This is a genomic window from Macrococcoides goetzii (assembly GCF_002742385.2).
In the GTDB taxonomy this organism is placed as follows: domain Bacteria; phylum Bacillota; class Bacilli; order Staphylococcales; family Staphylococcaceae; genus Macrococcoides; species Macrococcoides goetzii.
The window spans coordinates 549,261-574,913 of record NZ_MJBI02000001.1; the positions used below are offsets into that span (position 1 = coordinate 549,261).

The following is a 25,653-nucleotide window of genomic DNA, read 5'->3' on the forward strand; positions in this document are numbered from 1 at the left end:
TAGTAATATAAACTTTATAAAAATTAAAATAAATTAAGAGGTGATATAATTGACAATAATAATTATTGGCGGATCAGGTATGTTATTAGATTTTAGTAAGTGGGCTGCAAAAGAGTATCAGGAGCAAATTTATTTATGTAGTAGAAATAAAGAGAAATATCAGGATATTTTAAAGATGTCACACGTAGATTTTTTTCAATTTGATTATAGAAACAAACAAAATTATACAAACTTATTAGACTTCATAAGAAACGAAAAAATAACTAAAATTATTGCCTGGATACATAGTCCTTATTATGAACTTTTTAATGATTTTATTGACCAACAAAATATTCTTAATAGTCAAATTTACTTAATTAAAGGTACATCTAGTAGAAATTATACATTTCAAAGAGAAATTAATATTATAAAATTAGGAAAACATTCTAGTGAAAATAGATGGTTAACAAATCGTGAAATATCAGAAATAGTCATTAATAAATTAAGAGAAAAATGAATATATTGTACAAATTTTCTGATAATGATAAGATAAATGCATTAAAAAATATATAAGAGGTGATCTCATATGTAATGATTTCTTTCTAATTCATCAATTAGATGTAGACTTACAAGTCAATAAAAACAATTAAATAAGTTGTATTTGTAAGTCTATGATCTTCTTAAATTAGGAGGAAATCATGAAAGGATTTACAAATAACTTTAAATACTTATACTTTAGTCAGTTATTCGCCAATACGAGCGATAATATTTATATTATTGCACTGATTGCTTATCTCTATGAATTAACGCACTCTATTCAATTAAGTGCATTAGTACCTATTTTCATCACATCTGCTTATTTTATAAGTGGGTTTATCGCACCAATTATATATTCAAGATTTCAAAAGCAATATATTTTAGTGTTTAATCAAACGATGAAATGTGCCTTGCTGATCATATTGATCGGTATAATGTATGTTGAATTGCATTATATTTATATATTAGGGTTAGCATTTATGATTGCGTTCTTGGATGGATTTACAAATCCATTAAGCAACACGTTAATCCCCTACTTTGAGTCTAAGGATAATATTCTTAGAGCAAACGGAAAAATTAGCAGTATGAATAATATGATACAAATTTCAGCCTGGGCATTAGGCAGTTTATTGTTAGCATTCCTGCATAGTGATGGATTGATTATGTTTTGTGTCATCTTGTCTATCATATCTGTGATATTTATGATGAAGATAAATTTTAATATTAATACTGTAGAGAGTGAGCATATAAGTTCCAAAAGTTTCAAAGCGGTTATTAAAAGTAATCGTACCAGTTACAGTCAATATTTAAATTGGAATACTTTCATCGCGTCATTTGGCCATGCTGTCTGGATTGCTGCAATAATGATTGCCTTTGTAAAAGAATATTTAAATGCTCCGTCGTTCTGGTTTGGTATTATCAACGCGGCATTTTTTGTAGGTTTACTTGTCGGATCAAAGATGATTCATTTGATTCAAAGATTTAATATGATGCACTTCTATTACAGTGGATATATGCTGCTTTCACTCATTACGTTTGTCTTCGGGATTAACAGGTGGTTAATATTAGCAGTTCTGCTATCATGGCTTTATGGCATTATAGAGCAATTATTATCTATTTCACTACACACAGAAATACAAAAGCATTTAAATCATGAAACACTGCTTGATACTTACACACTGAATCAGAGTATATATAGTTTAGGATTTTGTTTATCAAAATTTGTGATGTCGTTACTAGCAGAACACGCTACCTTAACATTCTCATTTGTTGTAGCATCCCTTGCTTACTTATTGATTTGTTTACTCACGTATCGATATAAAAATATATTCTAAAAGATAAACCCATCGCTCAAGTGTTTGAGTGATGGGTTATTAAAATTAGTATATTTAAGAGTAAAAGGCAATAATTGTACAATTCATCTACTAATGCAGATATCGATAAATTACTACTATTCTTTAATAAAAAAATTCATGTTCAAGGAAATTAACAGTTTTATCTCTTTTATTTTCATAAAATTCTTTTCTTAATGTAATAAGACTTATTGAGTCGTATCCATTTTTAAAATACAAGTCAATGGCTGTTTGATTTCTTATAGATACATCTAAACTAATGGCTTGATAACCCGGTTTCGATCTAACAATATTTTCAGCTAATTTAAGGCTATAAGAACCATAACCTTTCCCTCTTTCTTCAGGAATAATATATAAATCTTCAACCCAACATACTATTTCACCTTTATACCAAAGGTGGCAAAATCCTATTATTTCCTTTCCAATTTTAATTAAGTAAAGTTCATGATTTTCGGAAATCCATTCATTAATAATTTCTTTCAATCTGGCTTCATTAGTTAATTCATCTTTAGAACTTACTAACCCAGCATGAAAATCAAAAAAGTCATAAATCATTGTTAATATTTCTTTCTCAAATTTATTGTTATAAATTGTAAATTCCATAAAAACCTCCAGAATAAAATCATATTTAAAAAATATTTTAAATATGATCTATTTGCTAAAGAATCGAATTTTATTTTCACTTCTATTATTTTGAATCGTCTCAAATCGTTCTATCGTCCACGGTTTCCAGAATGTCTGTCCTTGCTTGTTAAAGACATATTCGTCATCAATCGCATAACATGCATGTGTAAGTAAATCGTCATAATAGAAACAGATAATATCTCCACTGCTAAATGAAGATTCCACTTCTTTATATCCAAGTCGGTTAAGGAAGGGCATAAAGGTTTCCTGATGCACCCACTGTTCTAATATACATGGATTTTTAGTTAATGCATATAGTGTTGCCGACAAACAATTTGCACCATGGTTTTCCGGGAATTTATTATGCAATGCAGTAAGATGAGATATTGAACTGAACAGCGTTATATCTGTTTTGCTAGGTTCATCATTGAACTGTTGGATAAAGCTTATTTGTTCGTTTCTTGAGAGCATATCCCAATATGCTGAAGTGATCAATCTATCATCATTGATCAGCTGAGTGCCATTATCGATCATTTCTTTTTTTAATGCATCTTTAAGTGTACTTTCTATGCTTTCATACCATCCAGGTTCAGCTACAATAACAAACTCATATGTCAGATGCCATGTTTGATACATTGAATTGTTAACAACATTCGATAAGCTGCTGTTTTTCTTAAACTCTTCTTTCGGAACAACTAAAGTGTTTATTAAATAATGCTGATGTTGATTTAAGAAAGCTTCTGATATAAAGAAAAAATCAAACTCGAACTTCAAATTTCTCATGTTAACTACCCCACTTTAATAAACTTGCAATATCTATCCAATAAATCTGGTATTAATTCGTCTAAATTTTGTTCAATATCATTCGGACTGACCCACTTAGCATCAACAACTTCTGCTGCTTGAAGTTTAAATGTAATGTCATTCGTTGGTGCTTCGTAAAGATAAGTTTCAGTAATATAATGCGAATGCATCGTATAGCCTTTAAATTGAATGTCTTCTAAAGATGCATAAATACCTGCTTCTTCAAGTAACTCACGATGTGCAGCAAGTACACCATCTTCTCCTGCAACAGCAGATCCTCGACTACACTCCCATTTTAAACCAAGTGGTTTATCAGGATGACGTTGTGTAAGTAGCAAATCACCATTTGGTTTCTGTACCCAGATTTCTACTACTAAATGGTACAATCCATCAGGTACTGTAACGCCTCTTTCATGGAGGATACCTGTTTTTTGTCTATTCATATCTAGGAGTTCCCATATTTCACTCAAGTGTATCCCTCCAATATTTTAATTCGTAATTTTATTATATTTATTATTTTAAATTGAGAAATGAGTGGTCGAAATGTGCAATAATTCGCCCACTCGAAGTTAATAATATAGAAAAATTAATGCCCAGTGGTCGAAATCTGACGTAATTCGCCCACTCAAAACGATAAAAATCAAAATAATAAAGATTATTTATACCATTTAGGAATGACAATATTAAAATCTTCATAATACTTACGTTGTACTTCAAATTCTTCTTTCATGACTTGTATTTCTTTGTCACCGAATGGCACTGCCCATGGTAATGACGATATGATATTCGTAGCGATATAGACAGACAACACTTCCCAAAATTCAATAGGTATCTCACCATCAAAATATCCATCAACGCGCCCTCTACTAAATGCCTCACTTGTATTGACACACCAGCTGATACGATTGAATTCTTCAAATGGTTCACCGATACTACATCTATCAAAATCAATAATCCAGAGCTTACCTTTTTCATCAATGACCATATTCCCGACATGATAATCGCCGTGGTGGTAGACAACAGGTTTATCGGTGATATGATTTTCATACTTTTCTATTACATTAAATAAACACTTATCATTATCGTATTTATATTCACAGTTTAGATACATCGATTGCTTACGTTCGATTTTCTTTAGGAAAAAGTCACGCCATCCAAACTGATTTGCTCCAGGTATAGCATGAATGGCTTTCAATATTCTACCGGCTTCAAGACCAAGTTCATATTGTTCTTCTAAAGTTAATGTGGGTAATATTTCTTTGGCTTCATGACCTTCAATCCATTTGTATAATAAATAATATTGATCTTTATATTCGCCGTGTGGTACTAATTGTTGCACAGGAAGCCCAAGGTCCATACACTTTTCAACTAAATAAATTTGCAATTTAATATCCTCTATTTCTTCAATAGAAGAAAGACGTAATAGATACTTTTCATCCCGAGTTGTAACAATATATTTTTGGTCATCCGACCAGCCTTTATTGAAGATTTCTAACTTCACAAAATGAAAGCCGGGCAAATGCTCATTTAAATCATCAATATGCATGGCATCCTCCTATATATGTGTTTCAAAATAATGCGATAAAGATATCTTTCTCCCTTCCGTATCCCAATCATGATAAAGTTTAAATAAACGTGAAACATCTCCATCTACATGACTTACAAACTGAGTAACTTTAATAAAACTCATCCAGTAATGAAACATAATATATTCCTTCGAATGTGAGTAAATATCATAAGTAAAGTGTTCTAAAGGTAAGTCACCGAATTCATTTAGATAATATTCGTAAAGTGACTTTTCAAGATGATATATGTCATTAAATAATTCATCATCAAAAAAGAACTTTCTTGGAAGATACGTCGCCATTCCTTCTTCAAACCACATATCCTCACACGTTGGATGTTCTTCATCGAATTCAGCAAGAAATAGATCAATATGATGTGCGAGTTCATGTCCTAATATTGCAAGCATCTCATCTTTAGTATGTTCGCTATAATATGACGTGTATTTATCTTTTAAAGATTCCGGAAGCAACGCTATAAAATATTGTGCCCAGTAATCTTGAACAGCACACATATAGATCGCTTCATCTCTCGTAAAAGCAGGTACTGGTTTTTCAAGTACCTCCTCCATCACAAAACGTGATGTCCAGAATACACCATTTGGTATATCCTTTAACTGAAAATAATCTTCAAGATATTTTTGGAAATCTTTTATTTGTGTATGGAAATATGTAATATCAGCATGATACTTATTTAAATCATCAGCGATTTCAAAAGTGTAAATGGGTTTCATTCTTAATCACCTACTGTCTTTTTCATTAGAAAAATATATAATATTATTATACAGAAAATTCTTACAAAAAGGTGATTCGATGTTAAAACAAGCTAAAGAAATCAACGATGAAATAAAAGAATTGCTATTATTAGCAGACCCTTCAATTGAAATGATTAATCAATATATTAGTGAAAGTTCAATCTATATATTAGAACAAAGTAAACCTATCGGTGTTGTTGTACTTAAAGAACTAAGTGAGTCAACGATGGAAATAATGAATATTGCAGTTAGTGAAGCTTATCAAGGAAAAGGTTATGGAAAGTTGATGCTAAAAGAAGCAGAAAAAATAGCGAAGCATTCAGGATATAACAATTTAATCATTGCAACAGCCAATTCAAGTCTGAATCAACTCGCATTATATCAAAAGTGTGGATTTAGAATAATAGACATAAAAAAAGACTTCTTTATCAATGCATATAAAGAAGTCATAATTGAAAATGGTATAAAAGCGATGGATAAGATAATACTTAGCAAAAATATATAACATTTAAATTATTAAATTTCAATTTTGCTTTAATCACTCAAGAATTATATCCTATACTTTGTTCCACGACCTGTGCCAACTTTATAGACATATCCATTTTCACAAAGATGGTTTATTAAGCGGATGACCTTTGATTTATTGAAAGGCGTACGTTCTACTATTTCACTGCTTGAAAGCACATATCCAGAACCCAGTGTCTCCATAATGATACTTTCATCTTTTGTTACTTTTGGTAAAACATTTGTTACAGGAAGGATAAACTTAATACTTGTTTCTGAAACAAAAAATTGTGGCTTCACTTTATATTGGCTATAAGCAGTGATACTAGCTAAAGATATATAGCTCATTCATAATAAATTATCCCATGTACTATCAAAATCAAATTCTTCTTCGTTTTTACGTTGTTCGATTTTTATGACTGTTCCTAATTTTTCAAGCATAGAATTCCATTGCTCTTCACCTATTAATACTGCATTAGTATTACCAGGAAAGAAGTCTTTAATTAAAATTGCTTCATTATTATCATTAACTGACCGAATTAGAGATTCTAAATGCTTTTGCGCATATTCAATTGAGTATGTTTTCATATCATTCATCTCCAAATGTAATGATTAAACTCTATACTTCGTCCCACGACCAGTTCCAACTTTATAAACATATCCACTTTCACATAGATGATTGACTAAACGAATGACCTTAGACTTATTGAAAGGTGTTCTTTCTACAAGCTCGCTACTTGAAAGTACATAACCAGATTTAAGTTCTTCCATGATTACGCTTTCGTCTTTTGTGACTTTTGGTTTTGCATTAATGACAGGAAGAATGATTTTAATACTTGTATCTGAAATAATAAATTGAGGTTTAACTGCAGCTTCACTATATGCTTCTTTAATACGTTGTATCCCTGTTCCAAATACTTCAATAAAGCCTAATCTAAAAAATATATTTGTCAAAATAGGGTTTCTTAAAACAGAAATATTATTTTCAAGATAATCAAATTCGCTGATTCCACTAGGTAAACCACCAGGAGATGTAATTTCTATTTTATCCTGATACATTGCAATGTTAATATGACTATTAATATCCCAATGACGATGAACGATGGCATTAGCTAAAGCCTCTCTAAATGCATCTTTTGGAATAATCGTTACTGGTTTTCTATACATTCCTTCTATTTGATCATATTCATAATATCTTTCAAAGGTTTCAATAGCAGTTTGATAAGCAGATAAAATTGAAATATTCGAAAGTTTAACTCTATCAAGAATTTCGTTTATCGAGTAACCAAATCGAGCGATATCAATACACGAAAAATTATTGTTGTCTGCAAGTAGAGATGCAACATTATTATATTTATCGTTTATATTGATTAATCCAAGCGTCTTATATAAATCATCAGTTACAGATTTAATATTAAGGTTTTCAATAAGTATTTTAGATAGTGTATCAAAAGAAAACGAAGAAGCATTCGATTCTAATGCTTCGAAGCTTAAATTTGAACCTTCAAGTACTAATCGCTTTAATTCAAGTTGGTCAACTTCAATTGTATCAGTATCACTTCTTCGATACGCTTTACCTTTGTACAAATATGGTTTATGAATGCCTTTTTCAACTTCTAAACAAATTGTGTTATTTTTCTGAATAGATAATGTAAAATTGGGTTTGGGAGTGATACTATCATTTATTTTGTTTTCTATATCCAAAATTACTTGATTGACATTATTAAACCCAATATATTCACCTCGATCGGTAATACCAAAAATTATTTTACCAGTTCTAAAATTAGCATATGAACTAACAGTTTTTAAAAATTGATTCGTAACAGATTCTTTATATTCTAATACTTTACTTTCTTTCACTAATAATCACTCCCTCCTGATTACATATTACACCAAACAAAAATGCAACGCAAATTTTTGCGTTTGCATTTTTGTTTATGTAAATTATTAACTTTATAACCTCTTCAACAACTTCACATACTCACCGTATTCATCTTCACCTTCAAATATAACTTCTGTGAATCCTTTCTTTTCATACAGATGCCTGCATTTAAGTTATCGATATCAACGCCTAACGAAAGCTATATGTAACCTAATGAATTGGGCCTTCTCAATTAAATAATCTAACATGATACCTCCAATCCCACGATTACGATGCTCTTCTTTAACAATCATTCGCGATAGATACACGCGTTGATTTGGAATGGTATAATCCGAATCTTGATGTGTAAAAACTAAAGAACCTTCACCAATAAATTCATCATTCTCTGAATAAATGTGATACGTTCTCCATTCTTAATTTGATTATAAAATTGCTCAATCATTTCAGGATTTTCTTTCTTACCCCAAATATTTTCGCAAAGATTAAATTCATCAATTTTAAGTTGCTTAATTTGATATTGTGCCATATATTTTATCCCTTACAATCTCATTGTCATCTTAACTGTTTGTAAAGGATAATCATAAAAATAATCTACATATTCTTCATTGATAACGAAGTTTTTAGATTGATAAAATTGAATTGCAGAGGTGTTTTCTTTTTCAACTTCTACTTCAAAAGTAACTTCTTTTGTGTTCGTATCTATGTAAGATCTCGCTTCACTCAACAACTTAGATCCAATCCTTTTACCTTGATATGCTTTCAAAATGTAAATCGCCATAAGCAGTGATTTATTACCTTCTAACAAGTATGAAAGATTTACGAAACCCACGATATTATTATCATATGTAGCAACTAATAAAATTGACTTATCAATTCTTTTCTTAAGCATCTCCTCATTATAAGATTCATTTAGAAATTTGTTTTGAATGTCTGCTGGAATAATGCCCTCATACGTCTCGTGCCATGAAACCTTAGCTACTTCTTGAATTTCAGCAATGTCATCATATGTTGCTTTTCTAATGTAATATGTCATATATATCACCTCAATCAACTAGAATTAAGTAAAAGTATATAGAATTTTTAGAATATTATTATAAAAAATCAAAGCTACCTATCAAATTAGCATTGATTTTCAACATTATCTAGCTTACTTTCAACAAAATATAAAATAAGATTATGCACTAATACCATTACAATTATAGTAACGACATTTAAATTAATTTTAGAAAAAAGACTATCAATGGCTACTAAAGAAAAATAGCTACAAATAACGCTGATAACTAACTTACTTAATATATTTAACGAATCTTCTTTATTGATTTTCAATATTACCTTTATTATTGTTTCAATAATTAAATCTAAAAATATTGAAATTACATAAACAATTATTAAGAATATAAGTAGTAAAAACAACAGTGATTCATACGAACTTTTAAAAGCATTTATTAGAAAAAGATCAATAATAAATGGCGACATTATTAGTAGTATCCCACCAATAACAAAACCTAAAGTAACCAATATATTTTTCATATCTCACATCCTAATAACAAAATATTATCGATACAAACTTTCATTCACAGCCCAAATATGATGATCGTGAAATAACAGATGTTCAAATTCATCAATTTTTAACCACACTACTTCATGATCTTCCTCTGATTGATTATTGATTTTTTCTAATAAGATGCATATATAAAAATTTCCATCATTTAATATTGGTTCGTTTTTTGAACTCATTAAGTATTGCTTTGCATTGCCGATATAATTGCCTATGGACACAGAATATCCGGTTTCTTCAAGCAATTCTCTTTCCAAACACTCCTGATCGCTTTCGTTATTTTCAATTCCTCCACCAGGAAGAAAGTAATGTCCTTTTCCATTCCTGACCGTTAAAACTTTCTCTTTTGCGTTATTTAAAATAACAGCATATACACTAGGAATGTTTTTATAATTAAGATTTTCTATTTTTTCTCCAAATATTTTCATTAGAATCCCTCGATTTTTTTAGAACTAAATATAAAACATTAGTATTCTAATCATTCATTAACCAACTGAATCGCCTTTTCAAGTAAAACATCGCGTGATAATTCTTCAGTAGTCCATGGAATTGCGATATCTGGTGAAATTCCTTTTAAAGCCATAGAGACACCATGGTCTAAACCGTTATATCTTGAATATGGACAAAGCAAGTCAAATTGGTCGTTTAAATAGAGATAACCACAATTTGAATAATCATTCATGCCTTTAGTAGCTCTTCCTATAACAGTCACAAATTCACTATGTTTAACGGTCTCAACAAAATTGTCACCTGAACTCCCGCATCTTTCATTAGCGATTACAATTACTTTAATATCTTGAGCGATACCGTCCAGTACAATCGGTTCAATATCATCACTAAATTTGGTCACACCTTTACCATAGTTATCAGACATTCTTTTGCGATATTCCTTAAACGCTTCCTTCGTCTCTCCCTCATCCATCTTCATCAAATCTTTATCCACTTTACTGATCATATAATCACAATATTTTTTTGAATAATTAAACGTTAAGCTGTAATCGATATTTAATATATATCCAGGGGGAAAGATGTATTCTAACAATGGAAAATATGCAAAGTCACTGCCACCTCTATTATCACGCACATCAATAATAAATTTTTTACTACGTTTAAGTAAGTTACTATTTTTTTTAATGAGTTCATGTAATGCATTAACATTTTTAAAATCAGGTAATCTGATAAATATGTAATCATCATGATTTTCTATTTTATATTCTTCATCATATAATTCATCATTAGACGCGATAAAGATATTTTTAACTTCTCCATTTTTTAAAGTTACAGTTTTATGTTTGCGAAGTACATTATGCCATTCGTATCTTTTAGGATTTGGATCAAATAATAAATCTGCTTCATTCTCAATTATATCTTGAATTGAGTGCTCACCTATTTTTATTATTTCACTACCAATCGTTATGTCTGGATCAATAGATTTTACAACAAACAGCCGATTATTATGGTTCTTACATAAGATTGATACTTTTTTTGTATTCAGTTTATCAACAATACGTAAATGAGGATCATGCAGTTTATTAAGCTGTTCAGTCACATCAGGAAAGAAATCATGAATATTTGAAAAATCCATGGATGCAATTATATCTTTTTTATCATTAAATCCGACATATTCCTCAATTAAATATTTATTTAATAACTCGAGTTCACTTTTAAACATTATACCCTCCACCCTGTTAAATATACAGAATATTCAAATATAATTATATAATAATCATGATTAGTTGACACTAAACAAATTAAACGATCGCCCCTTTTCTAATAAAGAGTTATATAGTAAGCAAAAAAGTACTTCTCGATTATCATCGAAAAGCACTTAAATTTTATGAAATTATTTAACTATAAAATTATGCTGGACACTAGTTAATATTTAAACTTATTAGTAATAAGTTTGTATATTATCAAAAGATTAGCTATTGCTATCAGTACTTTTTAAAAAATCTATAATATTCATATGAATAATACCATCATGACTAAAATCTAATTGGTCCATAGATAGAACATATTTTGGATAATTATCATTAATCATTGAAAGACTTTTAAATTCACGTTCAATCGTAGATGGACTTGCTAACAAATAACTTACCTGGATATATAATTTGTCTTGATGCTTTTGTGCAACAAAATCCACTTCTAAATCATTGACTTTTCCAATTTTTACTTCGTAACCTCTTGATTGCATTTCATTTAAAACAATGTTTTCTAATACTTTTTCAATTGATTGAGTATTAGAGTATCCAAGTGCTTCACGGAACCCGTGATCTGATAAATAGTATTTTTCATCTACTTTTAATACTTTTTTACCTATCAAATCTTCTCTCACAATTTTCTGAATTACAAAAGCTTCTTCTAACATTCTTAAGTAAGAAAGTACAGTATCCACAGATACTTTCCTTTGCTCACTTTTCAAAAATTTTACAATACTTAATGCAGAAAAGGTACTGCCAATATTTTGAATAACAAATCTTAGTATGCGATTAAACAAATCAACATCTCTTATTTTATTATATTCCAATACGTCTTTAACAATAACTGTGTTATATACATCCATTAAATATTTTAAAGTAGCTTCTTTCTCTAAATCAAAATACTTAATGAAAGGCATTCCTCCAAACTGTACAAATGCATTAAATAAAGCTTGTTCAGTTAAATTGAGATGTGCTAATAAATGTTTATATTCTTTAAAAGTAAAAGGCTGAATATGAAAATTAACGGTTCTACCAGCTAACACCGTTGAAATATCAGTCGATAAAAGCTTTGAATTTGACCCAGTGATATAAATATCAGCATTGAAATCAACTCTGAAAACATTAATTGCTTTTTCCCATTCACTTACAAGTTGTATTTCATCAAAAAATAAATATATGCGGTCATCCTTGTTAAAACGCTCTGAAACAAGATTAACTAGTTTTTGAGCATTATTAATAGATAATCCGTCTTTTGATTCGAAATTAAGAAATAAAATATGTTCATCTTTAATGTGAGAAAGCAATTCATATCTAATCATTTCTAAAAGCGTCGATTTACCGACACGTCGTAAACCTGTTAAAACTTTTACAATCGGTTTATCTACAAAACGGCTAATGCTATTGAGATATTGAACTCTAGTAATATAATCCAAAATACGCACCTCCTATTTCGATTATAATCGAAATCAAAGAAGAAAACAATTAGCGTTTCGATTATAATCGAAACGCAAGCTATTTGATACAGTACCAATATAGTATTGCTTTCATAAAACCATTACTTGTATTTCTTGCGCACTAAAATGCGCTACCAAACGCAAAGTTGATGTAATTTGCGTAACAAATCTCTATGCTAACAAGTTTGCAAGAGTTTTGACACTTAACGTTTTGAGAACTGTGGTGAGTGACTGACGTTTTAAACCTGACTTTTTACGTTCAAAAACCTTTTGAGTTTCGTACAGTTGTATAGACTGTTGTAAGTCTTAATATTAAAGGAATTCTGATTTTTTCGATTGCATAGAATTTCATCAAATATTACTCAGGGGTAACTAAAGGGTAACTAAATAAACTGCTGGCCGGTAGTTTTTATATACCTAAAATATATTATTTGAAGCTGCATATACTTAATACATTTCAAATCAAAGAGAGTATACAATTTTTGTATACTCCCTTATTTTCAAAGTGCATTTTTAATTCTCGTAAAATTATATATTAATATTATTTCTTCCTCAGATAATTCATCCTCAAAATATGAATTGATTATAATCATCATTATTTATCATAATATTTTCTTTTTGTATTTCTAAAATTTTCAATGGCAGATAATCAGTTAATATTCTATCTCCAAATTTAATTTTTGAAAATATTTTGTAACCATTTTTCTCCCAATTATCGAAATATATTTTATGTGCTTCTTTCAAAGTTATTTTTTGTTTATGCTGAGATGCTATATTGTCATCATCGAAGCCAAACTGAAACCCACAACATGAGCAGATTTCAAAAGAAGCATTAAAGATATTATCGTCAAAAAATTTGTATGGCTCTTCTTCTAACTGATTATATCCACAAACAGGACAAATATACATTTTTTCACCTCAAAGAACTTTAGGATATCGTACATATAGATATTTAAGGATTTCTGATTTTTTCGATTGCATAGAATTGCATCAAATATCACTTAGGGGTAACTAAAGGGTAACTAAATAAACTGCTGGCCGGTGGTATTTATAATTCTATGTAATATAATTTCTCAGTATTACTCCAATTATTATTAATAAAAACTCCTTTGAAAATTTGATTATTATGTTTAACATATTCTTTTAACGTCAACTCAAATTGTTTAATCTCTTCTATGTCTCCTGAAAAACAATATATAAATAAATATAAATTTTGAAAGTTTTTATAGTCTTTTGCCTTTATCTCTTTTACTTTATATTGCTCCAACATTAGAGAAGGTAATTCAGATACCCATTCTGCTACCACAGGTATAAATTTAAAATATCCTTCTGAATCTAAGCATGTTAACAAATGAGAATCTGTAAAATAAATTTTATCTTTCTTTTTAAGTGTACTCAATTCTTGTCTAGAATAAATAAATTTAGGATGCCCATCCTTTAAGTAGACGGGATTCTGTTCGAGGAACTCAATAAAATATTCATTATCTAAGCTTAATAAATCATCAAAATCCATAATGTTATAAGCATACGATTTAAACATCTTGTGATATTCAATAATTGATTTGCCTATGAGATTAAAATTCTTTATTAATCCTTGGAACTCTACAATCGTGACTTCTATACCTATTTCATTTTTAATATCTTGTAAATCCGGTTTATCACTTATAACTAAATTACCAAACTCGTTTGTATTAAAATTATTTAATAATTGCATTGCTTTTCGTTCAATGTTTTTATTATCAAAAAATCCTCTCATGCATTTCCCTTTCCAGTCAGCTGTATAGCTTATAAACGTGTAATTTATCTATTACTTTTTATTCCTGTTTTAAATAATCAATATAATCTTTAAAATTTTTAGCTTCTTGTAAATATTTGTCTGGTATTAAATTTTGATTATTATCGTACAATTCATATACTAAATTTAGTAACTCATTGAAATCTGATTTATTATTTTTCATCCAATTTAATCCTTCTAGCTTAGAAATCAACTCACCTTTTTCGTGAAAATAATAACTTCTACATAAATTCATAATCGTATCAACATTGTTTAATGGTGCATCTGATTCATCATAGATTAAACTATCGATAAACTCTTGTTCACTAATAACAGGAAATACATCTTTAATTTCTGGACCACACACAACTATTCCTTGAACACTAAGATTCATTATATGACTTGCTAAATCTGGATCTAACTTTTCTTTATTCGTCGTTACTTGCCATTTGTTTTCTTCAAAATACTTGTACCAGTATGGCGAGTAATGAAATTCATAAGAATAAGGATGACTTTCTTCAAATAACTTGTGTATATTTAAAAATGATATTTCTATCTCTTTCTTAGGCCCTTTATCTTTTAATGTAATAAACAAATTTAATAAATCTTCTTTTTGTTTTACAGACAAACTTTTATTAATCAAAACTATCATATCAATATATGATCTTTCCCATTTAAAAGTACCTTGAGCATATGATCCATGTATATAGATTCCTAAAAGTTCATCCGGTAATATATCATTTATACCAATTCTGACAGTCTCAATATAATTTTCTATAATATTAGACATGTGAATCATCCTTAGTTTTTAAAATATTAGCCATATAAAACTTTACAGCGTTATATTCTACTTTGTTATATTTAATATCCTGTTTCAAAGCTATTTTAGTTGCGAGTTCGTTTGTTTGTTCAACGATTAGTTTGATATTTTCTTCAATAGATTCTAGACTGACATTACAACTGATTTTTATTAAACTATCTTTTATCTCTTCATGTTCTAAAATATGTTGATTCACTTTTCCAAAGTTATATTCTTCTAAATCTTTTTTCGATAAAATATACTGTTTTATTAATTTAATAAACGCATTTTTTACTGGATTGGCTAGCATATATTCTGCATACATAAAGTCTTTTCTAGCAATTCCTTTAATGACATAGGTGCTAACCCAATATATTTCGTTAACAATCTTATTGAATTCGTACTGTGTAGCTACTTTGGTTACGTACATTTCTTCTTCTTTATTAAAATTGAATTGTTGATAATTTCCTGTTTTATCTAACAAAACTTTAGAATAGGCATCATCTATATATTCCAAGATACTATCTGGTTGCATCAATCTTAAATCAATTCTTGTCATATTTCGAAATTGCATCAGATAACCATACACATTATAATGTTTCCTATCAAGTTCAAAGTCCGGTTCCTGCATAATTAAGATATCACCAAACTGCTTATGTCAATCTTTATCTTTGATAATTTCATTAATATGTCTTGTTACAAATATAATATCAAAATCCTGAAACTGGTCCTTCATACTATTTGGATTAGCTCTAGATCCATTAAGTAATACTGCTTCAATACGGTCATCTTGTTTTGCTATTTCAAAAATCAATTCAAACATTTGTTTTTCTGTACGCATCGTCATCCTACCTAGTTTAATAAAAATAAAAACTTCCCGGTTGCGTGTGCAAATTCAATCTATTGAAGTTTTATTCATAAATATAACTATCTATTATTTTCATCTAATAAGTAAGGAATTTCTTCTATATATCTTTTTAAATGATTATATGTTACTATAACCTGTTTCTTACCCAATTCTTTCTCATCTTCATTATTATTAGTATCACAAAATCTTTTCATACTATAAAGTAACCATCCGAGCATTCCACCTAAATTACCAATCATTGCATTTGATAAATTGTCATTAATCTTATAGTTTTCTCTATAACAATCAATCACTAGATTAAATTTTTCTTTATTAATTCTACCATTTTCATCTCTACTCCAGCTTGTAGCAACATCAATTAGCTCAATGGTTGGATTAATATATCCTGCTGATTCCCAGTCAATAATATATGGTTTTCCTTCTTTCCATAAAACATTTTTTGAATCGAGATCTCTATGACTTATGATTTGATTATGAGATAGTTCACACATTGATTCGTTGTATAAATTAATCCATTTTTTTATATTTTCTATTAGTTGATGTTTGCTTATCCCCCATGCAAACACATCATTTGATACATCCTTAATTATTTGTTCAAAATCGTTAAAGTAAATATTTTTAAATTCTTTATTAACTAAATCACTTTGATAATTAAATTTATGCAATCTTGATAAAAGTTCAGAAATAATCAATAAGTGATTATTTTCAATTTCATTCTGATTAAGAGAATGAGCTTCAATCCAATCAAATACCATATAATATCTATTATCAATAATTGTCCACGGTAAATCATTTTTATTTTTTGCACAAACAGCACTAATCATATTACCCTTTGAATAACTCGCAAATTTTTCGGAGAGGATATAATTATTAGGAGCTTCAGGACGTGAAATAATTTCCTCATTTAATCGCTTTACGGCATATGTCCCTTTATCGGTTTCTATTTTATACATTTTATGAAGAAGTCCACCTGATATTTCTCTTGGTGTATTTATTATTTCTCTAACATTCAAAAATGATAGAATATTTAAAGCTAGTATTTTATCCAATTTATTTACCTCTATTTATTAAGAATATGATAGGGTTTTTCAAAAAAACTTATTGATTAATTATTTTAAGATTATCTTTTTAAACTTTCTTTTTCCAACTTGAACAATCATTTCATCTTCTAATTTAATCTTTAATTGTGTTTCATCCAATTTTTCACCATTAATTTTAACGCCGCCATTTGAAATCATTCTTCTTGCTTCACTTTTTGAACTGAATAAAGATAAATTATCTGTTAGAAATTCATAAGTATTATATATACCTGCATTTAGTTCTAATTCCTCAATTTGCTCAGGTAATGCATTTCTTCCAAATACATTGTTAAATTCTTGTTCAGCAATTTCAGCTTTCTTATCACCATGATATAAAGTTACAATATGTTTCGCAATCTGCATTTTTGCATTTTTAGGATGTATTTTATTTTGCTTGATATTTTCAATTAAAGCTTTTTTATTCTCAATAGAGTAATGGGTAACTAAATTTATATACTTTTCCATTAAATCATCAGGATAGCTCATTAATTTTCCATACATATCTTTAGGACTTTCATCTATTCCTACGTAGTTGTTTTTGGACTTAGACATTTTTTGTATACCATCTAAACCTTCAAGTAATGGTAGTGTTAATACTACTTGTTCATTTTGTTTATAATGTCCTTGCATATGACGTCCCATAAGTAGATTGAATAGTTGATCGGTTCCACCAATCTCAATATCACATTCTAACGCTACAGAATCGTATCCTTGCATTAAAGGATAGAAAAACTCATGTAAAGCTATTGGTTTATTGTTATTAAATCGATTAGTAAAATCTTTGCGTTCTAATAATCTTGTCAATGTAATCGATGATGCGATATTTAATATTTCTTCCAAATCTAATTGCTTCAACCATTTTGAATTATAAAATACTTCAATATTTTCTTTATCTATTATTTTTGAAATTTGATCAAAATATGTTTTAGCATTATATATGACTTCTTCATCAGTTAATTGCTTTCTTGTCGCATCCCTATCACTTGGATCTCCTATTTTACCTGTGAAATCACCGATAATTATTTGAATTTGATGACCAAAATCCTGAAATTGTTTCAATTTATTAATCACTACTGTGTGTCCTAAATGAACATCAGGTGCTGTTGGATCTAATCCGAATTTTATTTTTAATGGTTTATTATTTAATATAGATTCTTTCAGTTTTTTTTCAAAACTTTCTAATGGCACGATATCAATTAGTCCATTAACTAGTGTATCCTTTTGTAATTTATAAATCTCTTGTTGTTCGAAGTTTAATTCCATATGTTATTCCCCCTAAAATATAAAAACGCCCATACAAATAAATGTATGGGCGTATAATCGCGGTACCACCAAACTTGGGTCTTGTATGTGTAACAGACACATAGCTGTGTTGATTTTCTTTAGAAGATGTATTCAATAATAATCATCCACTGATTTCCACCAACCATCAGTTCTCTATTAAGAATAATTAGTATTTACTTGTTCTTCATCAACTTTTATTAAATTAAGAGTATTATATAATTGTCAAATATTTCTGTCAATAATTATTTATTATATTAATTTGAAATGTGTTAAATTTAAAAATACTTTATATAAAGAATCACTATTAAAATATTACTCATACCGTAAAACTTTTTAATCACTTATTTATACAAAATCTACGTAGTTAATTCTTTCAATAAAGACATTAAATACGTCTTTTGTTGTCATTGGTCATTATAAATATCACTATAAACAATCCTATAATCAAAGTATTAGTTAAATAAAGTCCTCTTATCGATAATACTTCACTAAATAATGTTTCACCCTTCATTCGAAATATTTAGAATAAATTTCTAATTAGTTGAAAAGATTATAAAAAAAGTAATGCAATAATTCAAGTAATCTCTTACAATTACATGAAATATTTTCCAATGTGAATAAAAGGATGCATATGATTTATTGAGTGCAAATGAAATTAGCAAATATTATTATGAGTAAATAGATTTAATGATGTACGAGTCCTAAAGAAAAACTAGGTCATTTCAAATGATTTCATACAGATGCATATAAATGAATTTCAAACAATATTCAAACAAAATGGTTCCTCTTAAAACCACTATTGACACCTAGGGGTAACTTAAAGGCAACTAAATCTATCAATAATAACAAAAAAAGCACCTCTCGAGTATTTTCGAGAAGTGCTGTAATCATTTTATTTGAACACAAATTGCTGACGCAATTTGCGGACTCCATCTGTAAGCAAGTAAACTTTAAACAGCTGCAGTCTAATATTTTGAAAACTGTTGTTAACAATCAGGCCTTTAAAAATCTGACTTCCTACGTTCAAAAAACTTTAGGATTTCGTACAGTTGTATAGACTGTCGTAAGCATTGATATTAAAGGATTTCTGATTTTTTCGATTGCATAGAATTGCATCAAATATCACTTAAGAGTAACTAAATAAACTGCTGACCGGTGGTAAGTATAGTTTATGATAATAAACTATTTATTTACTTATATTTAAACGTTCTACTTTCTCGTTAATCAAATCTAATTTAAAAAAGTCTGGATTTTCCATCTTTAATGATTCTATGAATTCAAAATTTTTATCATATTTATTTATCAATAAAGTTAAAAGATTGCCATGTGAAACAATTAAATGATTTTTGTCATTATCCAAACTTTTTACAAAGGTAAAAATTCTTTTTAATGCTTCGTTACTTGATTCAGCATTTTCTAGTTTATAGTCAAAATCTAAAAATGTTTTTTCAAGATGACTCTTCCAATCTGGAATCGCATCTAAACTAAGTATTCTTTCTTGAAGAACTTCAGTAGTATTTATATGTATATTATTTTTTTCGGCAAATGGACTTACTGTATCTATTGCTCTTGTCATTGGACTACTATGAATTTCATGTATATTTAATTTTGACAGGATAGGAATAAGTTTTATTGAAGATTCCTTTCCTTCACTTGTTAATTCCGCATTATATTCTTGACCTGTTGCTTTACAATGTCTTAATAAATAAATCATTTTTCTCCCCCGATGAATCGATATTATAGCTTTCAACACTTCTTATACATTTTAACAAAACGATATTGAGATCCGTTTGTTTCCATTTCAAAATCTTTTTCTTTAATAAAACCACATTTCTCGTAACAATTGATTGCTCTCTTGTTGAATAAAGCAACAGATAAAGTAATTGTTCCGACATCATAATTTTCAATGATATATTGGATTGTCTTTTTAATAAATATTTTCCCGTTACCATGGCCTGTTAATTCAGGCTTCATACCTAGACCATAATCTACAAAATTTGGTATAGAATCATTTACTACAAAGAATCCAATTAATTGGTCCTCTGACAATACTTCAAAATATTGTTCACCTCGAAGCTCTTGTGAAATTAATTCTCGATAATCTTCTTCATCTTCAGTTGCATCATAAAATTTATAAATCCCTTCATACTTCCATTCATTCGCAATTTCTTCAGCATGACATTGTGATAACTTTTGAATTTTTATATTCTTCACATTTTCACCTTTATTTTATAACAAAATAATTTTATTATTTCTGCTAAAACTTTTGGTTGATCTATATGTATATTATGAGTACTTGATTCTATGAAATGAACTTCTGATTTACTACTCAGATTCTTTTGTTCAATTATTAGCTCTCGCCATTTTCTTTCGAATAGATACGCTTCCTTTACGGGTATATTTTCTTCTATTAATTTCTGAGAAGCATATTCTAAATCTTTTCCAATTATAAGTATATCTATTTACAAGTTTTTAATCCCAAATTCTCGGTCTTTCAATTCCTGCAGTTCTCATATAATCTAATAATTGTCCTAGATGAACTGCTTCATGGAAAGTTACTCTTTCTATCATATCTCCTATAGTTCTTATATAACCTGCATCTTGTGATCTATCAATTTTGATATTAGTAAGATCATCTTCATTTAATTTTTTAATGAATTCTTTGTACTCATCTTTATATTTTTTTGAAACTATTATTAGTTCTTCAATGCTGTTATAAATATCATCATATGGTGTTGGAATTTCCTCAATACTGCCACCTTTAATAAACATTTCATGATACATATATTCAGATTGTAAAACATGTTTAATCATTTCATATATTGTTAGAGCATCTTGATCCGGCTTAAATTCATAATACTTTTTATCAATACTTTTCCAAACAATCTCACTACGTCTTCTCACTTCTGACATGTTTAAAATCAAGACATCTATACTATTCATAATACATCCCCTTGTTTATTTAATTTATTGTTATATTTTTAAAATTTCATTAACTATGATACAACAACTGCTCTTCCTACAACAAAATTTGATTCATCATCATTGATAACTACAATTTCACTTGGACTATCCATCGCAAATCCTTGAAATACTGTTAATTCATCAAAAGATTGATTCATTACATCTCTAACATAAATTCCTAGTGCTGAAGCAGCCACACCAGTTGCAGAATCTTCTAAGTAACCAGTATTATTTGGAAACTGTCTGGCATGGTAAATATTGCTTTCATCTTTTACAAACGGATAAAATCCAGTCGATCCTATCTTGTTGCAAACTGACCATAAATATTCATAATCTGGATTAAGATGATTTAAAACGTCTACACCTTTCAACTCTATAAAGGTTTTATACCTAGATGTTGAAACATTCTTTATAACATTATCTGAAAGTTGATTCACTGATAAATTTAATGCTTTAACAATTTCATTTTTATCTATCATTACATCGCTAATATTTGGTGCTCCTTGTTTTACTTTTACTTTGAAATCAATGTCATTTCCAATAATCTCAATATCTAAAACACCCGCTAATGTTTCTACTGAAAAATGACTCTTTTTAAGAAATCCTTTATTCTTAAGAACTGTAACGCATGCTATCGTCGCATGAACACACATTTCCATTTCTTTATTAGGCACGAAGTATTTAAACTGATAATCACACGAAGGTAATTCACTTTCCAATACAAATCCAACCTCAAGTTCATATTGTTTTGCAATATTTTTCATTTCATCAAAAGTTAACTGATCAGCTTCTAAAATTACTGGACAAGGATTCCCTCCTGCATTTTTAAAGGGAAAAACAGTTGTTTTATATATATTCATATTCTTCTCCATTTCCTTAATTTCAAATCAATAATCTTTTATATTGTATTTATTAATCATTTGTAAAGTTACGCTAATATTTAAGAATTACTTTTTCCCCAGTTTCTGCAGAAAGATATAATGATTCTATGAGATATTGAATCATATAACCTTCATTTGCTTCTTGAGTAGAAAACTGATTCTTTTTTATCTTTCTACAGAATTCTTCCAAACAACCAAATCTATTCAGTGGCTCAGTAACTTCATTTTTTTCTTCGTACTCTATAAGGTCCATATCAATATTTGTAAAGATTTTCAATGGATACAAATTTGCACCATATTGTTTCCCCACCATTCTGATGTTAAACTCATCTGACTCTACATTTAATAAATATGAGGTATTTATTCTAAGAATTGCACCATTTTCAAACTCTATTGTCCCAAACAAAGAATCTTCGATAGTATATTCATTATTTTCAGTGTTATTTATAAATGCTTTGATTTTTTCATGTGAAAGTGACGTGTACTGATTAGCGTATACTGATTTTATTTTAGGATAATTTAAAATATAAAGTGCTGCATCTAATATATGTATACCAATATCAATTAGTGGTCCTCCACCCTGTATACTTTTTTCAGTAAATTTCCCCCAAGTTGGAATACCATGCTTTCTAATTGCATTTGCTTCAATAAAATAAACATCTCCAAGTTTTTTGATATTTTTTCTGAGTATTTTTGTCTCTTCAGAATAACGATGCGGAAAATTATAAGCCAAAAACAATTTATTGTCTTTCGCAAGATTATACATTTCCTTGGCTTGTTTACTATTCATTGCAGGTGGTTTTTCACAAAATACATGTATATTCTTACTAAGACACTTCATTACATGTTCATAATGATATCTGTTTGGTGAACAGACTATTACTAAGTCAGGGTGCTCGTTCATTAACATCTGATCAATATTTTTATATGACTTTTTTATGCTATTTTCCTTAATAAATTTTTTTGCACTTTCTACATTTGGATTAACAACAGCACATATCTCATAATCTTTGTTTCTCTCTCTAAAATACTTAATATATGTTGCCTTTGCGATATGACCATTACCAATTAAAGCCACTTTTCCCATCTGCTTCTCCTTAAAAATGAATTATTATTTAATTTTACTTAATTTTTGAAAAATTGTATATTAGAATATATGATTTAACTTGGAGGTATTATGATATTTACAGATTGTATTCATGTTGAAATAGAAATTAAAGATTCCTTTTATATTAAATTAATCAATTCAAAAGTATTACAAAGATTAAAAAATATTAAACAACAGGGCCATACTTACTTACTAAATAAAAATGCTATCCATAATCGTTTTGATCATACATTAGGTGTCTTTGCTATAACAAACCTTATTTCAGATTTAAAAGGTATTGTCGGTTTTGAAAAGAAAATTGCACTAACTACAGCATTATTACATGATATTGGACATGGCCCATACTCACATACTTTTGAAAATGTAACAAATATCCATCATGAAAAATGGAGTGAACTGCTAATTAAAAATGATTTAGAAATTAAATCAATATTAAATTTGGAAAATGGATTAATGGAGTCAGTCTTGAATGTATTAAGAAGAGAAGGTGATTTACCACAAATAGAGCAAATATTATTTTCTGAACTAGGCGCCGACAAATTAGATTATATTCAAAGAGATTATTACTATAATTTTAATAATAATCCACTAAAAGATGATATCTTTAGCATTATTACAAATACTAATTACAACAATAAATCAGTAGTAGTTAACGAAGACATACTTGGTATTGTTCAGAAGATATACAAAATGAAAGAGCGGTTATTTTTATCTAGTTTTGGTCACGAATATGTTTTAGGTATTGATTTAATGCTTAAAATTTTATTGAAGGAGGCAAATTATCAAGAAATCCGCGATATATCCTCATTTACTAATAATCCTTCTGTAATTAATACTTATCTCTCTATGGATGATAATTATATTTCTAAATTAATAAAAGACGAAATATACCATAATGACTCTATAAAGAAAATACATAATCTATACTTAAAAAAACAGGTTATGAGATATGAAACTGACAATATAAAATTTAATGATATCGCATCAAATTTTAGTTTTTCAGAAGTAATTCAAAGACCTTTAAAATACGGAAATTATTCTAAAGGGGTATCAGTTCAACTACATAATGATGTTAAAGACTTAAGTAACTATATACCTTTGTCAAAATATCCTTCTAAAATAATTTATTATGTATAATGGATGGAATCACTTTATTCCATCTATTTTTCTATTTTTAAAATAAAATTGTATAAACTTTCTGCAACGTTTTCTTCTGTAACTTTGATATGACTTACATTATCTAAATAATAAAATGTCGCTGAGTTATTGATATTTAAGAAATTATCATCAAAATAGGCTATTACTACTTGTATACCGCAACCAAAGCTATTCCCAATTCAATATGTGTTCCTTTTCCTCCGGGTAAAATAACAATAAGACATCCGATTTTTTGACTGCTTGAAACTCTGCCTGACCAATATTTTTCAATTCAGTTTCATTACTTGCTTTATCATTTAGAGTGCATTTATAAGTGTTAGTAAAACCTTTATCATCCAACTGTTTTATAGTTTCATTAACAATTTCTTTATTCAAACAGCTACTCGCAATATAATATTTCATTTTGCATTACCTCATATCAGTTTTTCTATGCATCTATTTCAAATGCTCCTTATAAAAACAAACACGTATTTTACTTTTTAATATATTTCCAATCAATGTACCATATAAATAGATAGAAAATTCTAAAATTTGATAAATTTATTGATATTTTATCAAACTATATATGGAAAGCATTTCTCACTATACTGCGCGAATTGCTTTTGAATCAATGAGTTATTTTACATTTTACTATAGAACTACAACTCATCCTTATAATATTTTAATAAAACTCATGCCTCGCTTTTGGTGGCGCTATTGAATTAGGTAAATTATTAATGTTAAACCAATTCAAATCTATAGATTCATCTGAGTTTCTAATTTCCTCTGAAAATGTTCTCGATTCATAGAGGGCAATAGTGTTATATACTTCATCGCCATTTAGATAGATATAATGAATATCCTCACCAGAAAACAGATAAATGAATTTCAAATGCTCAATATTAAGTCCTGTTTCTTCTTTAGTTTCTATAATAGCTACTGCTTCATAACTTTCTCCAAGTTCCATTGCTCCCCCTGGTAAACCCCACATTTTTTTATCACTTCGTTTTTGAAGTAATATTTCTTTATAATTGCTAATTTTTGTTAT

General features: G+C 28.5%; 31 protein-coding genes and 1 pseudogene. 4 read left to right on the plus strand and 28 right to left on the minus strand.

Annotated elements, in window-relative coordinates:
- The first annotated feature begins 49 nt into the window (after nucleotides 1-49).
- Both BFS35_RS02935 and BFS35_RS02940 read left to right on the plus strand, forming a co-directional pair.
- A complete protein-coding gene (locus BFS35_RS02935) occupies nucleotides 50-496 on the plus strand; it encodes a Rossmann-fold NAD(P)-binding domain-containing protein (protein WP_099578002.1) in 447 nt (148 codons plus the stop codon).
- Nucleotides 497-677: 181 nt separating this feature from the next.
- Nucleotides 678-1,850 carry an MFS transporter gene (locus BFS35_RS02940; protein WP_099578000.1) on the plus strand — a complete coding sequence of 391 codons (1,173 nt, stop codon included), beginning with the start codon at nucleotides 678-680 and terminating at the stop codon, nucleotides 1,848-1,850.
- Between the two features lie 123 nt (nucleotides 1,851-1,973).
- Here the strand turns inward: BFS35_RS02940 and BFS35_RS02945 are convergent, their stop codons facing one another.
- The 5 genes from BFS35_RS02945 to BFS35_RS02965 all read right to left on the minus strand — a co-directional run bounded on the left by BFS35_RS02945 (nucleotide 1,974) and on the right by BFS35_RS02965 (nucleotide 5,592).
- Nucleotides 1,974-2,471 carry a GNAT family N-acetyltransferase gene (locus BFS35_RS02945; protein ID WP_099577998.1) on the minus strand — a complete coding sequence of 166 codons (498 nt, stop codon included), beginning with the start codon at nucleotides 2,469-2,471 and terminating at the stop codon, nucleotides 1,974-1,976.
- Nucleotides 2,472-2,519: 48 nt separating this feature from the next.
- Nucleotides 2,520-3,275 (minus strand): hypothetical protein, encoded by a 756-nt coding sequence (locus BFS35_RS02950; RefSeq protein WP_099577996.1) that lies wholly within the window; start codon nucleotides 3,273-3,275, stop codon nucleotides 2,520-2,522.
- A 5-nt stretch (nucleotides 3,276-3,280) separates the two neighbouring features.
- Complete coding sequence (locus BFS35_RS02955) at nucleotides 3,281-3,766, minus strand: NUDIX hydrolase (protein WP_099577994.1); 486 nt, start codon at nucleotides 3,764-3,766, stop codon at nucleotides 3,281-3,283.
- A gap of 185 nt (nucleotides 3,767-3,951) precedes the next feature.
- Nucleotides 3,952-4,842 (minus strand): aminoglycoside phosphotransferase family protein, encoded by an 891-nt coding sequence (locus tag BFS35_RS02960; RefSeq protein WP_099577992.1) that lies wholly within the window; start codon nucleotides 4,840-4,842, stop codon nucleotides 3,952-3,954.
- Between the two features lie 9 nt (nucleotides 4,843-4,851).
- The gene (locus tag BFS35_RS02965; RefSeq protein ID WP_099577990.1) at nucleotides 4,852-5,592 is read right to left on the minus strand and encodes a hypothetical protein; all 741 of its coding nucleotides are present in this window, start codon (nucleotides 5,590-5,592) and stop codon (nucleotides 4,852-4,854) included.
- A 79-nt stretch (nucleotides 5,593-5,671) separates the two neighbouring features.
- Here BFS35_RS02965 and BFS35_RS02970 point away from each other — a divergent pair, with 79 nt between their 5' ends.
- A complete protein-coding gene (locus BFS35_RS02970) occupies nucleotides 5,672-6,118 on the plus strand; it encodes a GNAT family N-acetyltransferase (protein ID WP_099577988.1) in 447 nt (148 codons plus the stop codon).
- A 44-nt stretch (nucleotides 6,119-6,162) separates the two neighbouring features.
- On the opposite strand, the gene BFS35_RS02975 is transcribed toward BFS35_RS02970, so the two are convergent.
- The 21 genes and pseudogenes from BFS35_RS02975 to BFS35_RS03070 all read right to left on the minus strand — a co-directional run bounded on the left by BFS35_RS02975 (nucleotide 6,163) and on the right by BFS35_RS03070 (nucleotide 23,447).
- A complete protein-coding gene (locus BFS35_RS02975; protein WP_099577986.1) occupies nucleotides 6,163-6,465 on the minus strand; it encodes a helix-turn-helix transcriptional regulator in 303 nt (100 codons plus the stop codon).
- The gene (locus BFS35_RS02980; RefSeq protein ID WP_158554241.1) at nucleotides 6,466-6,705 is read right to left on the minus strand and encodes a type II toxin-antitoxin system Phd/YefM family antitoxin; all 240 of its coding nucleotides are present in this window, start codon (nucleotides 6,703-6,705) and stop codon (nucleotides 6,466-6,468) included. It abuts the gene before it with no gap.
- A gap of 24 nt (nucleotides 6,706-6,729) precedes the next feature.
- Nucleotides 6,730-7,977, minus strand: a complete 1,248-nt coding sequence (locus tag BFS35_RS02985; RefSeq protein ID WP_099577982.1) for an ATP-binding protein — start codon at nucleotides 7,975-7,977, stop codon at nucleotides 6,730-6,732.
- A 204-nt stretch (nucleotides 7,978-8,181) separates the two neighbouring features.
- Nucleotides 8,182-8,394, minus strand: coding sequence for a GNAT family N-acetyltransferase (locus BFS35_RS13970; protein ID WP_331466705.1), 213 nt, complete (start codon nucleotides 8,392-8,394; stop codon nucleotides 8,182-8,184).
- Nucleotides 8,352-8,525, minus strand: coding sequence for a hypothetical protein (locus BFS35_RS13975; protein WP_240628337.1), 174 nt, complete (start codon nucleotides 8,523-8,525; stop codon nucleotides 8,352-8,354). Before BFS35_RS13975 ends, BFS35_RS13970 begins: the two co-directional genes overlap by 43 nt.
- A 12-nt stretch (nucleotides 8,526-8,537) precedes the next feature.
- Complete coding sequence (locus BFS35_RS02995) at nucleotides 8,538-9,032, minus strand: GNAT family N-acetyltransferase (protein WP_099577980.1); 495 nt, start codon at nucleotides 9,030-9,032, stop codon at nucleotides 8,538-8,540.
- Between the two features lie 86 nt (nucleotides 9,033-9,118).
- Nucleotides 9,119-9,529, minus strand: a complete 411-nt coding sequence (locus tag BFS35_RS03000; RefSeq protein WP_099577978.1) for a hypothetical protein — start codon at nucleotides 9,527-9,529, stop codon at nucleotides 9,119-9,121.
- A gap of 24 nt (nucleotides 9,530-9,553) precedes the next feature.
- A complete protein-coding gene (locus BFS35_RS03005) occupies nucleotides 9,554-9,985 on the minus strand; it encodes an NUDIX domain-containing protein (protein WP_099577976.1) in 432 nt (143 codons plus the stop codon).
- 50 nt (nucleotides 9,986-10,035) lie between these two features.
- A complete protein-coding gene (locus BFS35_RS03010; protein WP_099577974.1) occupies nucleotides 10,036-11,229 on the minus strand; it encodes a S41 family peptidase in 1,194 nt (397 codons plus the stop codon).
- Nucleotides 11,230-11,478: 249 nt separating this feature from the next.
- Nucleotides 11,479-12,690, minus strand: a complete 1,212-nt coding sequence (locus BFS35_RS03015) for an ATP-binding protein (RefSeq protein WP_099577972.1) — start codon at nucleotides 12,688-12,690, stop codon at nucleotides 11,479-11,481.
- Nucleotides 12,691-13,278: 588 nt separating this feature from the next.
- Nucleotides 13,279-13,620: a hypothetical protein gene (locus BFS35_RS03020; RefSeq protein ID WP_099577970.1), complete on the minus strand. Its 342-nt coding sequence runs from the start codon at nucleotides 13,618-13,620 to the stop codon at nucleotides 13,279-13,281.
- 139 nt (nucleotides 13,621-13,759) lie between these two features.
- Nucleotides 13,760-14,467 carry a hypothetical protein gene (locus BFS35_RS03025; protein WP_099577968.1) on the minus strand — a complete coding sequence of 236 codons (708 nt, stop codon included), beginning with the start codon at nucleotides 14,465-14,467 and terminating at the stop codon, nucleotides 13,760-13,762.
- 58 nt (nucleotides 14,468-14,525) lie between these two features.
- Nucleotides 14,526-15,275, minus strand: a complete 750-nt coding sequence (locus tag BFS35_RS03030; RefSeq protein WP_158554242.1) for an aminoglycoside adenylyltransferase domain-containing protein — start codon at nucleotides 15,273-15,275, stop codon at nucleotides 14,526-14,528.
- Nucleotides 15,268-16,131, minus strand: a pseudogene (locus BFS35_RS03035) (aminoglycoside 6-adenylyltransferase). Before BFS35_RS03035 ends, BFS35_RS03030 begins: the two are co-directional and overlap by 8 nt.
- Before the next feature lie 80 nt (nucleotides 16,132-16,211).
- Nucleotides 16,212-17,201, minus strand: coding sequence for a phosphotransferase (locus BFS35_RS03040; protein ID WP_099577964.1), 990 nt, complete (start codon nucleotides 17,199-17,201; stop codon nucleotides 16,212-16,214).
- A gap of 60 nt (nucleotides 17,202-17,261) precedes the next feature.
- Entirely contained in the window at nucleotides 17,262-18,494 is a 1,233-nt protein-coding gene (gene tyrS / locus BFS35_RS03045) for a tyrosine--tRNA ligase (protein WP_099577962.1), read from the minus strand.
- Nucleotides 18,495-19,701: 1,207 nt separating this feature from the next.
- The gene (locus BFS35_RS03050) at nucleotides 19,702-20,229 is read right to left on the minus strand and encodes a histidine phosphatase family protein (RefSeq protein ID WP_099577960.1); all 528 of its coding nucleotides are present in this window, start codon (nucleotides 20,227-20,229) and stop codon (nucleotides 19,702-19,704) included.
- A 32-nt stretch (nucleotides 20,230-20,261) separates the two neighbouring features.
- Nucleotides 20,262-20,729: a GNAT family N-acetyltransferase gene (locus BFS35_RS03055; protein WP_240628339.1), complete on the minus strand. Its 468-nt coding sequence runs from the start codon at nucleotides 20,727-20,729 to the stop codon at nucleotides 20,262-20,264.
- Nucleotides 20,730-20,987: 258 nt separating this feature from the next.
- Nucleotides 20,988-21,458 (minus strand): DinB family protein, encoded by a 471-nt coding sequence (locus tag BFS35_RS03060; RefSeq protein WP_099577958.1) that lies wholly within the window; start codon nucleotides 21,456-21,458, stop codon nucleotides 20,988-20,990.
- Nucleotides 21,459-21,511: 53 nt separating this feature from the next.
- Nucleotides 21,512-22,339 (minus strand): PhzF family phenazine biosynthesis protein, encoded by an 828-nt coding sequence (locus BFS35_RS03065; protein WP_099577956.1) that lies wholly within the window; start codon nucleotides 22,337-22,339, stop codon nucleotides 21,512-21,514.
- Between the two features lie 73 nt (nucleotides 22,340-22,412).
- Nucleotides 22,413-23,447, minus strand: a complete 1,035-nt coding sequence (locus BFS35_RS03070) for a Gfo/Idh/MocA family protein (protein WP_099577954.1) — start codon at nucleotides 23,445-23,447, stop codon at nucleotides 22,413-22,415.
- A gap of 90 nt (nucleotides 23,448-23,537) precedes the next feature.
- Between BFS35_RS03070 and BFS35_RS03075 the strand changes: the two genes are divergently transcribed.
- A complete protein-coding gene (locus BFS35_RS03075) occupies nucleotides 23,538-24,605 on the plus strand; it encodes an HD domain-containing protein (RefSeq protein ID WP_099577952.1) in 1,068 nt (355 codons plus the stop codon).
- Between the two features lie 189 nt (nucleotides 24,606-24,794).
- Here BFS35_RS03075 and BFS35_RS03080 read toward each other — a convergent pair whose 3' ends face one another.
- On the minus strand, nucleotides 24,795-25,001 hold the full coding sequence (locus BFS35_RS03080) for a hypothetical protein (protein ID WP_205757137.1): 207 nt from the start codon (nucleotides 24,999-25,001) through the stop codon (nucleotides 24,795-24,797).
- A 286-nt stretch (nucleotides 25,002-25,287) separates the two neighbouring features.
- Nucleotides 25,288-25,653 carry an NUDIX domain-containing protein gene (locus tag BFS35_RS03085; protein ID WP_331466706.1) on the minus strand — a complete coding sequence of 122 codons (366 nt, stop codon included), beginning with the start codon at nucleotides 25,651-25,653 and terminating at the stop codon, nucleotides 25,288-25,290.

Excerpts from the sequence above, each read along its gene's own strand:
- BFS35_RS02940 (WP_099578000.1), top strand. The coding sequence starts at position 678 with ATGAAAGGATTTACAAATAACTTTAAATACTTATACTTTAGTCAGTTA.
- BFS35_RS02945 (WP_099577998.1), bottom strand. The coding sequence starts at position 2,471 with ATGGAATTTACAATTTATAACAATAAATTTGAGAAAGAAATATTAACA.
- BFS35_RS02950 (WP_099577996.1), bottom strand. The coding sequence starts at position 3,275 with ATGAGAAATTTGAAGTTCGAGTTTGATTTTTTCTTTATATCAGAAGCT.
- BFS35_RS02960 (WP_099577992.1), bottom strand. The coding sequence starts at position 4,842 with ATGCATATTGATGATTTAAATGAGCATTTGCCCGGCTTTCATTTTGTG.
- BFS35_RS02965 (WP_099577990.1), bottom strand. The coding sequence starts at position 5,592 with ATGAAACCCATTTACACTTTTGAAATCGCTGATGATTTAAATAAGTAT.
- BFS35_RS02970 (WP_099577988.1), top strand. The coding sequence starts at position 5,672 with ATGTTAAAACAAGCTAAAGAAATCAACGATGAAATAAAAGAATTGCTA.
- BFS35_RS02975 (WP_099577986.1), bottom strand. The coding sequence starts at position 6,465 with ATGAGCTATATATCTTTAGCTAGTATCACTGCTTATAGCCAATATAAA.
- BFS35_RS02980 (WP_158554241.1), bottom strand. The coding sequence starts at position 6,705 with ATGAAAACATACTCAATTGAATATGCGCAAAAGCATTTAGAATCTCTA.
- BFS35_RS13975 (WP_240628337.1), bottom strand. The coding sequence starts at position 8,525 with ATGGCACAATATCAAATTAAGCAACTTAAAATTGATGAATTTAATCTT.
- BFS35_RS02995 (WP_099577980.1), bottom strand. The coding sequence starts at position 9,032 with ATGACATATTACATTAGAAAAGCAACATATGATGACATTGCTGAAATT.
- BFS35_RS03000 (WP_099577978.1), bottom strand. The coding sequence starts at position 9,529 with ATGAAAAATATATTGGTTACTTTAGGTTTTGTTATTGGTGGGATACTA.
- BFS35_RS03005 (WP_099577976.1), bottom strand. The coding sequence starts at position 9,985 with ATGAAAATATTTGGAGAAAAAATAGAAAATCTTAATTATAAAAACATT.
- BFS35_RS03010 (WP_099577974.1), bottom strand. The coding sequence starts at position 11,229 with ATGTTTAAAAGTGAACTCGAGTTATTAAATAAATATTTAATTGAGGAA.
- BFS35_RS03020 (WP_099577970.1), bottom strand. The coding sequence starts at position 13,620 with ATGTATATTTGTCCTGTTTGTGGATATAATCAGTTAGAAGAAGAGCCA.
- BFS35_RS03025 (WP_099577968.1), bottom strand. The coding sequence starts at position 14,467 with ATGAGAGGATTTTTTGATAATAAAAACATTGAACGAAAAGCAATGCAA.
- BFS35_RS03030 (WP_158554242.1), bottom strand. The coding sequence starts at position 15,275 with ATGTCTAATATTATAGAAAATTATATTGAGACTGTCAGAATTGGTATA.
- tyrS (WP_099577962.1), bottom strand. The coding sequence starts at position 18,494 with ATGGAATTAAACTTCGAACAACAAGAGATTTATAAATTACAAAAGGAT.
- BFS35_RS03050 (WP_099577960.1), bottom strand. The coding sequence starts at position 20,229 with ATGATTTATTTATTAAGACATTGTAAAGCAACAGGTCAAGAATATAAT.
- BFS35_RS03060 (WP_099577958.1), bottom strand. The coding sequence starts at position 21,458 with ATGAATAGTATAGATGTCTTGATTTTAAACATGTCAGAAGTGAGAAGA.
- BFS35_RS03065 (WP_099577956.1), bottom strand. The coding sequence starts at position 22,339 with ATGAATATATATAAAACAACTGTTTTTCCCTTTAAAAATGCAGGAGGG.
- BFS35_RS03070 (WP_099577954.1), bottom strand. The coding sequence starts at position 23,447 with ATGGGAAAAGTGGCTTTAATTGGTAATGGTCATATCGCAAAGGCAACA.
- BFS35_RS03075 (WP_099577952.1), top strand. The coding sequence starts at position 23,538 with ATGATATTTACAGATTGTATTCATGTTGAAATAGAAATTAAAGATTCC.